The organism is Lentzea fradiae, assembly GCF_900100955.1.
Classification (GTDB): domain Bacteria; phylum Actinomycetota; class Actinomycetes; order Mycobacteriales; family Pseudonocardiaceae; genus Lentzea; species Lentzea fradiae.
Genome location: NZ_FNCC01000011.1, coordinates 1 through 13615 on the forward strand (window position 1 = coordinate 1; position 13615 = coordinate 13615).

The following is a 13615-nucleotide window of genomic DNA, read 5'->3' on the forward strand; positions in this document are numbered from 1 at the left end:
GCCGCGATCTGGCACAACTGGATCATCGACGCACCCGTCAAGCGCTCACTGATCGCCTACGACCACTGAAGATCCAGGAATCAATCATCTAGGGCGAAGCCGAGCAGCGACCCCGGCCCGCGCGGCGGGGCCCGGATCAGATCGCCGGGGGTCTGGGGGCAGCGCCAGGCAACCGGACCCGGAAAACCGCTCCCCGGTCAGCGGGCTCACAGGTCAGCTCCCCGCCGTGGGCCCGAACCACCCCCCGGGCGATGGCCAGCCCCAGCCCGGACCCCCCAGACCGCCGGTCCCGGGCGTCGTCCAGCCGAACCAGCCGGTCGAAGATCCGCTCGCGCTCCCCCTCAGGCACCCCTGGGCCGTCATCACGAACACTGAACCCGGTCGGATCAACCCGAATCCGCACCACCCCACCGGGCCCGGTCGCCTGCCGGGCGTTGTCGACGAGGTTCGCCAAAACCTGAGCCAGCCTCTGCCCGTCCCCCTCCACCACAACCGACACCCCCTCGACAGCGATGTCGAAGTCAGGCGCCACAAACCGGGTACGAGCCACCTCGGCCTCGGCCAGGGCGAGCAAGTCCACCGGCTCCCGCTGCATCTCGTACCCGGCGTCGAGCTGGGCCAACGCCAGCAGGTCGTCCACCAGCCGCCCGGCCCGCCGAGCCTCCCGCACCAGCAAGAAGGACATCTGGTCCCGGTCAGGGGAGTCGACGGGCGCCTGCACCAAAGCCTCGGCCACAGCCTGAACCCCGGTGATCGGCGTGCGAAGCTCATGAGCCGCATCGGCGACGAACCGCCGAGTCCTCTGCTCCGACCCCTCCAGCGAATCCAGCATCCCGTCGAACGCAGCCGCCGTGCGCCCCAGCTCCGTATCGGTACGAGAAGGGTTCAACCGGCCGCCGCGATGTCCAGCCGCGATCGCCTGAGCCAGCGACGTCATGGCGTCGAGCGGAGCCAAAGCCCGCCGCACCACCACGATCATCAACAACCCGGTGACGACGATCGCGCCGAGTCCCAGCAGCACCAGCAACTTCCGCAACCGCAGCTGCGCCTGCGAGATCGCCTCGGTGTCGGCGTAGAAGGTGTACTTGTTGCCGTTGATGGTCCGCGCGTTGCGTTGGTAGTGCCCGCCTTCCGGGATCTCCCCGACCAAGGCGCCGTTCGACAGCTCGACGACCACGCGAATGTTCCGTTTGGACAGCTGCCGCACGACCTCGCGCGGCGGCATCCCCCGCACCACGAAGCCGGCCGCGCGGGTCTGCGCCTCCCGCAGCACGCTGTCGACGTCTCTCGAAGACTGGGTCGCGAACGTCCTGTCGACCCCGATGACCAGTGCCACCAGCACGAGCAACAGCACGAGCAACACGGAGAAGGTCACCCGGCGGCGCAACGAGACGGTGCGCAGGTTCATTCGTCGGCCCGCAGCACGTAGCCGAGGCCGCGGACGGTGTGCACGAGCCGCGGCCCGTGTTCCTCGATCTTGCGGCGCACGGCGCTGATGTGGACCTCGACGAGGTTCGGGTCGTAGTCCTCGTAGCCCCAGACGGCGGTGAGGATCTGCGTCTTCGACACCACCCGCCCGCGCTGGGCCGCCAGGTACACGAGGAGCCGCAGCTCCGTGGCCGTCAGCTCGATCGCCCGGCCCGCGCGCATCACGACACCGGCGTCCGCGTCCACGACCAGGTCGCCGACCTGCACCGTCGACGGTGTCCTGCCGAGCCGCCGCAGCACCGCGGACACGCGTGCCACCAGCTCGGCGAGCACGAACGGCTTGCCCACGTAGTCGTCGGCTCCGCCGGACAGCCCGCGCAGCCGGTCGGGAACCCCGTCGCGGGCGGTCAGCATGACCACCCCGGCCCCCGAGGACCGGCGGATCACCTCCAGCAGCTGGAACCCGTCGCGGCCGGGCAGCATGACGTCGAGGACGACCAGGTCGGGGCGGAAGCGACCGAGGTCGGTCTCCAGCTGGCGCCCGTCCAGCCGGTGCTGCACCTCGTACCCGGACTCGCGCAACGCGGACGACACGGCGGCACCGATCGCCTCGGCGTCCTCGATCACCAACACCCTGGCTGACACCTCGACCATTCTGCTGATCATCCGGCGTTCGGGCGACTCGCCTTCAGCTCCTTCTCAGGAGCGCCTTCAGCCCGTTTTCAGATTGTGCGCGGACTCTGGTGTCCATGTCGAAGAAATCAGCGTGGGCCGGCGCCGTCGTGGCGGCCGTGGGGCTCACCGTCGGCGGCATCGCGGTCGCCACCGCGGCCGAGGGCCCCGACGGCCCAGCAGCAGTGTTCGGCGAGCACCACCCCGGCGGGTTCGGCAAGCCGGGCGGACCGCCCGACAGGGGCGAGTTCAAGGACAGGGCCGGGTTCAAGGACAGGGCGGCCCTGAAGGACAGCACTCTCGTCGTCGGACGCGTCAAGTCCGTCGAGTCCGGCAAGCTCGTCGTCATCAAGGACGACGGCAACGAGGTGTCGTTGACCACTGACAGCTCGACGAAGCTGCGCGGCGGCGACCTCGCGGGCCTTCAGGCCGAGCAGCGCGTGACCGTGCGCGTGAAGGACGGCAAGGCGCTGAACGTGGCGCTCGCGAAGGCCGCCGAACGCGGCACGGTCAAGGACGTCAACGGCGACAAGGCCACGTTGGTCCAGGTGGACGGCTTGCAGACGCCGCTCGACCTGTCCGCGGTGGCGGAGAAGCCGAAGAACGGCGACCTGGTCGCCGTGACCGGCACCGTGTCGGACGGCAAGACCATCAAGGTCGAGCAGCTGCGGCAGCTGACGAAATAAACCTGGGCTCCACGTGGGCCGCCGCGTCTGCGAACATCGCAGTGTGGCGGTTCCGCGTAGCCCCAGCAGATGGGTGTTCATCCTCCTGGTCGCAGGACTGGTGGGGATGGGGGTCGCGGTCGCCCTCCTCGTGCCCGGCAGGGTGCTGGGCGCCGCGGAACCCCCCAGACCCGTGGCCGCGACCGTCGTCGAGTCGGGGACGTGCGGTCGCGGCATGGACACCGTCGAGTGGGACGCGGGCGGTGGCGAGAAGAAGCAGGCCAAGCTGGACGGCTGCGGGCACACCGAGGGCGAGACCGTCGAGATCGTCATCACCGGCACCGACATGGTGTCGTCCGCCGCGTCCGTCCCAGCCGGACCGCCGGTGTCGAACCGCGTCACCGCCCTGTTGCTCTGCCTGGCGGCGCTGGCAGGTGGCTTCTACGCGTTCCTCTTCCGCTACGCCCCGCTGCGCGCCCCGGCCGTGCTGCCTGGTTCTCCCGCCCCGGTCCGGGCCAAGGTCTCCGCCGGCGCGGTTCCTCCCGGCCCTGCCTCTCCAGGTCCGGCGGCCGATCCCTTCCCGTCCGGCCCGCATCCTTCCGGCCCGCATCCTTCTGGCCCGCTCCCGGTCGTTCCGCCTCCGTCTTCCGGCCCGGACCAGGTGTCCCAGGTGCCTACTCCCCCGCCGGGGTCACCTTCTTGACGTAGAGCAGCCGGTCCCCCGGCTCGATCGCGTCCGCCTCCGGTGCGTCCACCCGGTACAGCTTCCCGCCCCGCACCACGCCCAGCACTATGTCGGACAGGTGCCGCGGCGACCCGCCCACCTCGCTCCGCTCGACGTCGCGCTCCGCGATGGCGAGGCCCGCGTCCGGGGTGAGGAGGTCCTCGACCATGGCGACGACGGTCGGCGTCGCGGTGGCCATGCCGAGCAGGCGGCCCGCCGTCTCCGACGACACCACCACCGAGTCGGCGCCGGACTGCTTGAGCAGGTGCTCGTTCTCGCGTTCCCGCACGGACGCCACGATCTGCGCGTTGGGCGCCAGCTCACGAGCCGTGAGCGTGATCAGGACGGCCGTGTCGTCGCGGTTCGGTGCGACGACGATCGCGCGCGCTCGTGCCGCACCGGCGACCCTCAGCACGTCGTTGCGCGTACCCGATCCGTGCACGGTCACGAGGCCGATGGCGGACGCGGCGTCGAGCGACTCCTGCACGGTGTCCACGACGACGATGGAACCGGGCTCGACACCGTCCCCGAGCAGTGCCGCGACCGCGGACCGCCCCTTCGTGCCGTAACCCACGACCACGACGTGGTCCCGCACGACCCGCCTCCACTTCTGAATGCGCAACGCCTGACGGGAGCGCTCGGTGAGAACTTCGAGTGTCGTGCCGACCAGCACGATCAGGAACAGGACCCGCAACGGCGTGATGACCAGGACGTTGACCAGCCGTGCCGACGACGACGCCGGAGTGATGTCGCCGTAGCCGGTCGTCGAGAGCGACACCGTCGCGTAGTAGAAAGCGTCGAGGAGCGAGACACCGTCCTCGTTGACATCACGGTAACCGTCGCGGTCCAGGTAGACGATCAACACCGCGAGCAGCAACGCCGCCATCGCGCCGATGACGCGTTTCAGGATGGCGCGGGCCGGGCTCGTCCCCTGCTCCGGCATCCTGATCACGCCGACGAGCGAATGCGCGGCTTCCTCAGACAGACTCATCCGTCACCCTCTTCGCGATCCCCGCTCCGGCGAGCATCCGCCACAGGTGAGCGGCCGCCTCCGCGCCTTTGAGGAGCAACGGCACCACCACGCGCTCGTTCGGCGCGTGGACGCGATCATCCGGCAAAGTCGCGCCGAGGTAGACGAGTGGCACGCCGAGCAACGCCTGCAGAACCGCGGCGGGCCCGGACCCACCGGCCCGCGCGAACCGCACCGGCCGGTCGAACGCGAGCTCCATCGCCTCCCGGACCGTGGCGTTGGCGGGGTGGTCGGGACTGATCGCGTACGGCGGCACGCCCGTGCCGCGGAACGTGACCTCCGCGCGGATGCCGTCCGGCGTGTGCTTCGCGACGAACGCCCGCAGCTGGTCCTCGACCTTCTCCGGCCGCTGGTCCGGCACGAGCCGGAAGCTGATCTTCGCCGTCGCGGACGCGGGCACGATGGTCTTGAGACCGGGCCCGGTGTAGCCGCTGAGCAGGCCGTTGACCTCGGCGGTGGGCCGCACCCAGATCCGTTCGAGCGTCGAGTAGCCGGGCTCGCCGGACGTCGCCTGCGCACCGCCGCCGCTGGTGGCGAGCCAGACCCGTTCGTCGAAGGGCAACGACGCGTAGTCCTCGCGCTCCCGGTCCGTCGGCTCCCGCACGTCGTCGTAGAAGCCGTCGAGCCGGACCCGGCCCTCGTCGTCGTGCAGCGCGGCGACGAGTTTCGCGAGCGCCGTGGCGGGGTTCGGAATGGCCCCGCCCGCACGTCCGGAATGGACGTCGTCGGTTCCGCCGTAGAAGACGATCTCGCCGCCGAGAACACCCCTCTGCCCGGTGTTGACGGTCGGCGCGTCGCGTTCGTGCAACGACGTGTCCGTGAACACGACAAGATCGCACCCGAGCGCATTTCCGTGATCTTCGAGCAGCTTTCGCAGATGCGGAGAACCCGATTCCTCCTCGCCCTCGACGAAGAGTTTCAAGGTCACGCTCGGCGACGTCCGCCCGGTCGCCGCCAGATGCGCCCGAACCGCGAGCAGGTGCATGGCGACCTGCCCCTTGTCGTCACTGGCACCCCGCCCGAGCACCTCGTCACCGCTGGTCACGGGCTCGAACGGCGGGTGGTGCCACCGTTCGACGGGGTCGACCGGCTGCACGTCGTGATGCCCGTAGACCAGGACCGTCGGCGCCTGCGGGTCCTCCGACGGCCAGCACGCGAACACGGCGGGAAGCGCGGGCCCGTCGTCCCAGACCTCGACCTGCGGCCACCCGTCCTCCCGCAGCCGCCCGGCGAGCCAGTCGGCGGATCTCCGCACGTCACCGTGGTGCGCGGGATCGACGCCGATGCTCGGAATCCTGATCCACTCGAGGAGCCCGGCGACGAACGAGTCGGTCAGCGCCTCGACAGCAGCGCGTTCGGGATGACGAGAATCACCTGCCACAGTCGTGGACAATAAGCCAGCCCGATCTCGCCGACGCTCCGCAGGCGTGACAGGGTTGCGTCATGGAACCGAACCGTTCCCGAAGGCGGTCGGCCCTGGCGCTGGCCGCGCTGCTCGGCCTGGCGGGAGCGACCCACTTCACCAGGCCGAAGTACTACGACGCGATCGTCCCGCGAGCCCTGCCCGGCACCCCGCGCCAGTGGACCTACGCCTCCGGCGCCGCCGAACTGGCCATCGCCGCCGCCGTCGTCGCCCCGCGCACCCGCCGCCGGGGTGCCCTGGCCGCCGCGGCCCTGTTCCTGGCCGTCTTCCCGGCGAACGTGAAAATGGCGCTCGACTTCCGCGAGAAGTCGCCAACGGCCCGAGCCCTGGCGTATGGTCGCCTGCCTCTGCAGATCCCACTCGTGGCTTGGGCGTGGAAAGTGGCCAAAGCCGCACCTGACAACCCTGGGTAATCCTTAACCAAGTATCCCCAAACGCTGTCATTTTCCGCGCGAGGAACCCTAGGATGCGCCCTGTGCACACGCTTCTCCAGCGCGCCGCAACCGCGCTCGACTGGGACGGAGTCGTCATCCCCGACGTGGCCGTCCTGGGCCAGCAGGTGTCGGCGGTCGTGCGCCTGCTGCCCGAAGTGCACGAGTGGAGAACGGCGAACGGCTGGCCCCCGCGCGCCGACCCGTCGTGGTTCCGCTCCTGGTTCGAACCCGAGGCCCACGACCGCCTCCCCGTCGCCGCCGTCGACCTGGTCGGCGTCCTGGTCAGCGAGTCGACGACCGACCGCGCCCTGCAGTCCTGCGGCACCCTGCTGACCCTCGCGCCCTGCGCGGTGATGCTCCCCCGCTCCCAGGCTTCGCAAGCCTGGTCCTACATCGAGCTCGACTACTACGGCATCGGCGTGGTCGTCGGAGACGAGACTTCGGCCGAGCTGATGGTGCCGCCGGAGGACCGCTCGCCCGAGTTCGGGCCTTCGCTGTTCGGGCGCTGGCTGCTCGAGGTGTTGTACGAGCGGGTTTTGAAGGCTTCTCACGCGCCCGCCGGGGCTTGACGGGGCTTTCCGTCCCGCGTCGCTTCGCTCGGCCTGGAGCAGGCCCGAACCGCCACTCACCCCACTGACCGGATCAGGTCCTTCAACCCCTGCTCGTCCAGCAGGTCGGCCGGCCGGACGGTGTGGTCGTGCCGCACGTAGTGGAACGCCGCCCGCACCCGCTCCAACGGCTCCCCGGTCAACGCCGCCCACGCCAGCCGATAAGCGGCCAGCTGCACGGACAGCGCCGGAAGGGCGTCGGCATCCGGGACGGCGCCGGTTTTCCAGTCGACGACGGTCCAGCCGTCCGGGTCGCGGTAGACGGCGTCCATGCGGCCTCGGACGGAGATGCCGTCGAACTCCGTCTCGAAGGGGACTTCGACGTCGTGCGGGGTGCGGTCGGCCCAGGTGCTGGCGAGGAACGACTCCTTGAGGCGTTCGAGGTCCGCGTCGGGGGCCGCGTCGGCGTCGCCTGCTCCTGGGAGGTCGTCGAGGTCCAGGAGTCTGGTGGCGCCGAAGCGGTTCTCCAGCCAGGTGTGGAAGGCGGTGCCTCGTCTGGCCAGGGGGTTCGGGGGGAACGGGAGGGGACGGCGGAGCCTGCGGGCGAGGGTGTCCGGGTCTTTGGCCAGTTCGACCAGCTGCGAGACGGACAGGTGGTCTGGGAGGAGCACCTGTTCGCGGCGGTTCTGGGCTGCTGCTCGTTCGGCCAGGAGGACGTCGACGTCGCGGGCCCAGCCTTCCGGGTCCGGGTCTTCCGGCATTTCGGGGTCGTCGGGGACGACGTCGTCGGGGAGGGGTTCCGGCTCTGGTGGGAAGTCGTCGTCCGGGGGTTCGTCCGGGGGTGGGTAGTCGTCTTCGTCGGCCGTGCTGGTGGAGGGCTCGTCGAAGATCAGGGGCAGGGGGGCTGGCGGGGCGTTGCGGAGGGCGTCGAGGGCGTCGAGGACCAGTTGGGCGCCTTCTACTACGGCGTCACGGCGTTTGCCGAGGGGGTCGGCCGGCCATTGGGTGGACTTGACGTCTTCGGCCAGGGGGTTGGGGGTGTCGGGGTCTGGTTCGGGGGCCCACACGGCGATGTCGCCGGGTGGGGTGTCTCGTTGCAGGACCTCGTGCATCTCCTTCAGGAACACCGAGGGGCCCTTGGGCTTGTCGCCTGTCTCCGCCCACCAGTGGCCTGACATGAGGAGGCTGTGCTCGGCCCGGGTGACGCCCACGTAGAACAGGCGGCGTTCTTCCACGAGGCGGCGCTCTTCGAACTCCTCGGCGTGGATGGTGAGGGCCTCGTCGACTTCCTTGCGGTTGTGGCCGGCGGAGAGGCGGAGCTCGGGGAGGTCGGCCGAGTCGCCGCGCAGGGAGGCGGGGAGCTCGGTCACGGACTTGAGCCAGCAGGAGGACTTCTTGCGGCCGGGGAACACGTCTCGGACGAGGTGCGGGAGGGCGACGATGTGCCATTCGAGGCCCTTGGCGGAGTGGACGGTGAGGATTTGGACGCGGTCTTCCGAGACTTCCACTTCGCCGGGTTCGAGGCCGTCTTCTGCGTGTTCGGCGGTGTAGAGGTAGTCGAGGAGCGACGGGAGGGTGGCGGACGGGGAGGCGGCGGCGAAGTCCGTGACCACGTCGGAGAAGGCGTCGAGGTGGGCTCTGCCGACCATGCCGGGGCGGGACATGGACTCGATGTCGAGGAGGAGGGTGCGTTCCACGTCGGCGACGAGCTCGGGGAGGGGCTGGTCGAGGCGGCGGCGGAGTGCGGCGAGCTCGCCGCCGAGGCGGCGGATGCGGCGGTAGCCGTCGGGTGAGTAGGCGTCGGGGTCGCCGGGGTCGTCCAGGGCGTCGGCGAGGCCGGCTTGTTCGGCGTGTTCGCCGGGGAGGGCGTCGGCGAGCACCAGGAGTGGGTCGTCCACAACGGACTGTCGCGGTGCGACTCCCGCGAGTTCTCTGGCTCGCGTCCACAGTGCGGCGAGGTCGGCGGCGGCGAGGCGCCAGCGGCTGCCGGTGAGGAGGCGGGCGGCGGCGGTGCCGGCGAGCGGGTCGACGAGGACGCGCAGGGCGGAGACGAGGTCGCGGACCTCGGGTTCGTCGAGGAGGCCGCCGAGGCCGACGACTTCGACGGGCAGGCCGCGGTCGCGGAGGGCGGCGGCGATGGCGGCCATGTCGGAGCGGCGGCGGACGAGGACGGCGGCGGTGGGGGGTGCGCCTTCGGCGTCGAGGTGTGCCTCCCATTGGGCGGCGAGGGTGTCGGCGAGCCAGTCGAGCTCTTGGCGGATGTCCTGGTGCAGGGCGAGCCGGACGTCGCCGGGGCCCGCGCCGGGGCGGGCGCGCAGCTCTTCGACGTCGAGGCCGGCTTCGCGCAGGGGCAGGGAGACGGCGTTGGCGAGCTCGAGGACTTCCGGCGGGTTGCGGAAGCTGGTGAGCAGGCCGTACTTGCGGGTGGGCGGGAAGTCGTCGGCGAAGCGGGGCAGGTTGGCGGCGGAGGCGCCGCGCCAGCCGTAGATGGCTTGGGCGGGGTCGCCGACGGAGGTGACGGGCATGGGGGTGCCGAGGCCGAACAGGGACCGCAGCAGGACGCGTTGGGCGTGGCCGGTGTCCTGGTACTCGTCGAGCAGGACGGCTCCGTAGCGTTCGCGTTCGCCGCCTGCCACTTCGGGGAAGGCGGCGAGCTGGGCGGCCAGGGACATCTGGTCGGCGAAGTCGAGGGCGGCTTCTTTGCGTTTGCGCTGCTGGTAGGCGTCGAGCAGGGGCAGGAGGGCGACGCGGAGGCGTTGGGCGGCGACGATGTCCTTGAGCTTCTCGGGGAGGGCGTCGCGTTGCCGGGGTGCTTTGGGGGCGTTCTCGATCAGCGCGCACAGCTCGCGGGCGTGTGCTTCGAGCTGGTCGGGGGTCACGAGGTGTTCGCCGAGCTCGCCCGCGAGGGACAGCAGGTAGCCGGTGATGGTCGCGGGGACCTTGTCGGTGTCGAGGTCGTGGGCCCAGGTGGCGACGACGCGGTGGGCGAGCTGCCAGGACGCGGTTTCGGTGAGGAGCCGCACGCCGGGTTCGACGGGGAGCCGCAGGCCGTGTTCGGTGACGAGGCGGCCCGCGTAGGCGTGGTAGGTGAGGACGACGGGTTCGCCGGTGAGGACGGACATCTTGCGTTCGCCGCTGGGGTCGAGCTCGTCGAGCAGGGGTGATCCGGCGAGCCGGCGGAGGCGGGCGCGGACGCGGTCGGCGAGCTGCCGGGCGGCCTTGCGGGTGAAGGTGAGGCCGAGGACGCGGTCGGGCTGGACGAGGCCGTTGGCGACGAGCCAGACGACGCGGGCGGCCATGGTCTCGGTCTTGCCCGCTCCGGCTCCGGCGATGACCAGGGCGGGTTGTGCGGGTGCGGCGATGACTTCGGCTTGCTCGGGGGTCGGCCGGTTCAGCCCGAGCGCCTCAGCGATCTCGAACGGGCTGACGGTCACCGGTACATCTTCCTATCCACGCCGTGCGCGTCCGCACCAGCCGGTCCTGTTCGTCCACTGACCGGGGAAGTGCTGGTCAACGGGCACCTACTCGCTCACCTGCCGCCCGGAGGGGTGGACCGGGCAGGTGGTGCGGGCCGGGCACCTGTCGCAGTCCGCGTTCTCGCGGGCGGTGTACTGGGGGCCGAGGACGGACTCGGCTGCGCCTTGGACGACTTCGAGCCAGGCGCGGACGCCTTGTTCGTCGAGTGGTGCCTGGGTGCGTTCGACGGCTCCTGTCTTCTTGTCCTCTTTGGCCACGTACAGCAACCTCGCGCCGCCGGGTTCTGTTCCGAGGCCGATGTGGGTGAACCCGCCGAGGGAGGAGGCGAGCTGGTAGACGGCCAGCTGCGGGTGTTCCTGGGTGGCTTCGCGGGACACGGGGCTTTTGCCGGTCTTGAGGTCGATGACGACGGGGCGGCCGTCCTCGTCGTGTTCGAGCCGGTCGACGCGGCCGCGGACCTGGAGCCACGGGCCTCCGTCGCGTTTGGGCACCTCGACGACCATCTCTTCCTCGACCGCGACCTGGGTGAGCTGGCTGCGGCTCATGGTGAGCCAGGCGAGGAACGTGTCGAGCATCTTCTCGACGCGCATGCGTTCGCGGCGGGAGAACCACGGTGCGCCCGCGTCGACGGCGGCCCACGCCTCGTCGAGCTTCTGCCGCAGGGCGGTGGCGTCGGCTCCGGAGGCGGCGGCTTGGGCGAGGGCGTGCACGAGGGTGCCGGTGACCGATGCCAGCTCGGCCGGGTCTTGGCCGCCGTGGCGTTCGACGACCCAGCGCAGCGGGCACTTGGTGATCACTTCGATGGTGGACGGGGTGACGCTGACCTTCTGGTCCTCCGTCCACAGCGGGGCGTCGGTGGACACGTCGGCCAGGCCGTACCAGGAGTCCGGGTGGGCGCCGGGGACGTTGGCTTCGGCCAGGCGGGCGAGCTGGGCGGCGGCACGTGACCGGCGGGCCGGGTCTTCGGAGTCGGAGCAGACGACGCGGCGCAGCTCGCCGACGAGCTCGCCGAGGACCAGTCCGCGTTGGGGCCGGTGGAGTTTGCGTTCTTCCTCGGCCGTGGACTCGATCTCGTCGAGGAACCGGGACGGCTGCTCGTCTTCTCCGCGGACGGCGCTGATCAGCAGTTTGGACCGGGCGCGGGAGGCGGCGACGAGCAGCAGGCGGCGTTCTTCCGCGAGGATCGGCGCGACGGCGGACACCGACGGTTCCATTCCGGCGAGCACGTCCACCATGCGTTCGACGCCGAGGACGGTGCCGCGCAGCCGCAGGTCCGGCCAGCTGCCTTCCTGCACGCCGGGGACGGCGACGACCTCCCACTCGCGGCCGGCGGCGGAGTGGGCCGTGAGGACCGACACGGCTTCTCCGGTCGGGGCGGAGGCGGCGAGGGTGTCGCCGACGATGCGCTGGGACTCCAGGTAGTCGGCGAACCCGGCGACGCCGGAGCCGGGCAGCCGGTCGACGTACTTGGCGGCGGCCTCGAACAGGGCGACGATGGCGTCGAGGTCGCGGTCGGCCTGCATGCCGGGCATGCCGCGCCGGGCGGACTGGGCGACCCAGCGGTCCTGCAGCCCGGACGCCGTCCACAGCTCCCACAGCACGACCTCGACGGACTTGCCCGCCTCGACCGCCTTGCGCGCCAGAGACAGCAGGTGGGAGATCTTCCTGGCGGGCAACGACTCCGCGTCTTCGAGCGCCGCGAGCCGGTCGGGGGTCTCGACGACCTCGACGAGCAGGTCTCCGCTGGGCCTGTCGCCTCCCGCGGCCATCTCCAGCCGCCGCAGGCCGCGCCGCAACCTGCGCAGCGCCAACGGATCGGCGCCGCCGTAGGACGAGGACAGCAGCATGGCCGCCGTGTCCTCGTCGAGCGTTCCCGGCATCGCCGCCGCGCGGACGAGGGCCAGCAGCGGACGCACGGCGGGCTGCTGCGCGAGCGGCAGTTCGTCCGACGCCACCGACACGGGCACTCCGGCGGCGAGCAGCGCGCGTTGCAGCACCGGCAGGGACAGCGTGGCCGACCGCACGACCACGGCCATCTGCGACCACGGCACCTCGTCGGCCAGGTGCGAGCGGCGCAGCTGGTCCGCCACCCACGTCGCCTCCTGCGCGGACGACGCGAGCAGCCGCACCTGCACCGTCCCCTCGCCGTCGACGGGCAGCACGGACCGGGTGGGTGAGGACCCGGGCAGCCGCGACGCCAGCCGGGCGACCGCGTCGCGGATCTCCGGCAGCATCCGGTGCGACTGCCGCAGCACGACCGTCTCGCCGGGGACGTCGCGCAGGATCTCCGGGTCGGCGCCGCGAAACGTGAAGATCGCCTGGTCCGGGTCGCCCGCCAGGACGAACCGCGTCGCCCCCGAGCCCAGGGAGCTGACCAGCGAGTACTGCATCGGGTCGAGGTGCTGCGCGTCGTCGACGAACAGGTACCGCACGCGGCGCCGTTCGCCGAAGAGCAGCTCCTCGTCGTTCAGGAAGGCCGCGTAGGCCGACGCCACCAGCTCCGCCGCGTCGTAGGCGGGCGCGTAGGAGGTGGCGGAGTCCATGCCGGACAACAGGTTCACGGCCTCGTACTGGGCGCCGAACCGGCCCGCGGCCACCCATTCGTCGCGGCCGTGCTGTTCGCCGAGCTCGATCAGGTCTTCCGGGCCGAGGCCGCGTTCGGCGGCGCGCAGCAGCAGGTCGCGCAGCTCGTGGGCGAAGCCGGGCAGCTCCAGTGCGGGCCTCAGCCGGTCCGGCCAGTGCAGGGCGCCGGACTCGACGTCACCCGCGAGCAGCTCGCGCACCATCGCGTCCTGATCGGGACCGGACAGCAGCCGCGGCGGAGGTTCGCCGAGCAGCACCGCCTGGTTGCGCAGGACGGCGAACGCGTAGGAGTGCACGGTGCGCACCAACGGTTCGCGCACCGCCGGCAGGTGCCCGGTCAGCAGCCGCGTGACGTGTGCGCGCACCGCCACCGACGCGCGCCTGTTCGCGGTGAGGACCAGCACGTTCTCCGGGTCGGCTCCCTCTTCCAGCACGACGTGCGCCGCCAGTTCGGCGAGCAGTGTCGTCTTGCCGGTGCCGGGACCGCCCAGGACCCGCAGGAAGCCCTCCTGCGTGAAGACCCGCTGGGCAGCGCTGTCCCACCGGGGACGCGGGCGCGTCTCCGGCTTCCTGCGGACCAGCTGCGGTGGAAGTGCCACGTCCCGATTTCACCACGCTGCACCGACAAGAT

Annotated in this window: 10 protein-coding genes; 4 read left to right on the forward strand and 6 right to left on the reverse strand. The window is 71.3% G+C overall.

Annotation, left to right across the window (positions count from 1 at the left end; all coding sequences use genetic code 11):
- Positions 1–136: 136 nt before the first annotated feature.
- Both BLT23_RS25475 and BLT23_RS25480 read right to left on the reverse strand, forming a co-directional pair.
- Positions 137–1408 carry a sensor histidine kinase gene (locus BLT23_RS25475; protein WP_090053042.1) on the reverse strand — a complete coding sequence of 424 codons (1272 nt, stop codon included), beginning with the start codon at positions 1406–1408 and terminating at the stop codon, positions 137–139.
- Positions 1405–2082 (reverse strand): response regulator transcription factor, encoded by a 678-nt coding sequence (locus BLT23_RS25480; RefSeq protein ID WP_090053045.1) that lies wholly within the window; start codon positions 2080–2082, stop codon positions 1405–1407. The genes BLT23_RS25475 and BLT23_RS25480 overlap by 4 nt, the downstream gene beginning before the upstream one ends.
- 95 nt (positions 2083–2177) lie before the next feature.
- On the opposite strand from BLT23_RS25480, the gene BLT23_RS25485 reads away from it, so the two are divergent.
- Together BLT23_RS25485 and BLT23_RS25490 are read left to right on the forward strand one after the other, a co-directional pair.
- The gene (locus BLT23_RS25485) at positions 2178–2786 is read left to right on the forward strand and encodes a single stranded DNA-binding domain-containing protein (RefSeq protein WP_143036036.1); all 609 of its coding nucleotides are present in this window, start codon (positions 2178–2180) and stop codon (positions 2784–2786) included.
- 73 nt (positions 2787–2859) lie between these two features.
- Complete coding sequence (locus BLT23_RS25490) at positions 2860–3468, forward strand: hypothetical protein (RefSeq protein WP_143036037.1); 609 nt, start codon at positions 2860–2862, stop codon at positions 3466–3468.
- On the opposite strand, the gene BLT23_RS25495 is transcribed toward BLT23_RS25490, so the two are convergent.
- Entirely contained in the window at positions 3440–4480 is a 1041-nt protein-coding gene (locus BLT23_RS25495) for a potassium channel family protein (protein WP_090053053.1), read from the reverse strand. The two genes, BLT23_RS25490 and BLT23_RS25495, sit on opposite strands and share 29 nt — an antisense overlap.
- Positions 4467–5900: a M20/M25/M40 family metallo-hydrolase gene (locus tag BLT23_RS25500; protein WP_090053056.1), complete on the reverse strand. Its 1434-nt coding sequence runs from the start codon at positions 5898–5900 to the stop codon at positions 4467–4469. The genes BLT23_RS25495 and BLT23_RS25500 overlap by 14 nt, the downstream gene beginning before the upstream one ends.
- A gap of 62 nt (positions 5901–5962) precedes the next feature.
- Between BLT23_RS25500 and BLT23_RS25505 the strand changes: the two genes are divergently transcribed.
- Together BLT23_RS25505 and BLT23_RS25510 are read left to right on the forward strand one after the other, a co-directional pair.
- A complete protein-coding gene (locus tag BLT23_RS25505) occupies positions 5963–6355 on the forward strand; it encodes a DoxX family protein (RefSeq protein WP_090053059.1) in 393 nt (130 codons plus the stop codon).
- Between the two features lie 53 nt (positions 6356–6408).
- A complete protein-coding gene (locus tag BLT23_RS25510; protein WP_090053062.1) occupies positions 6409–6945 on the forward strand; it encodes a hypothetical protein in 537 nt (178 codons plus the stop codon).
- 56 nt (positions 6946–7001) lie between these two features.
- Here BLT23_RS25510 and BLT23_RS25515 read toward each other — a convergent pair whose 3' ends face one another.
- Both BLT23_RS25515 and BLT23_RS25520 read right to left on the reverse strand, forming a co-directional pair.
- The gene (locus tag BLT23_RS25515) at positions 7002–10358 is read right to left on the reverse strand and encodes an ATP-dependent helicase (RefSeq protein WP_090053065.1); all 3357 of its coding nucleotides are present in this window, start codon (positions 10356–10358) and stop codon (positions 7002–7004) included.
- 87 nt (positions 10359–10445) lie between these two features.
- Positions 10446–13583 carry an ATP-dependent helicase gene (locus BLT23_RS25520; protein ID WP_090053067.1) on the reverse strand — a complete coding sequence of 1046 codons (3138 nt, stop codon included), beginning with the start codon at positions 13581–13583 and terminating at the stop codon, positions 10446–10448.
- Between the last annotated feature and the right edge of the window lie 32 nt (positions 13584–13615).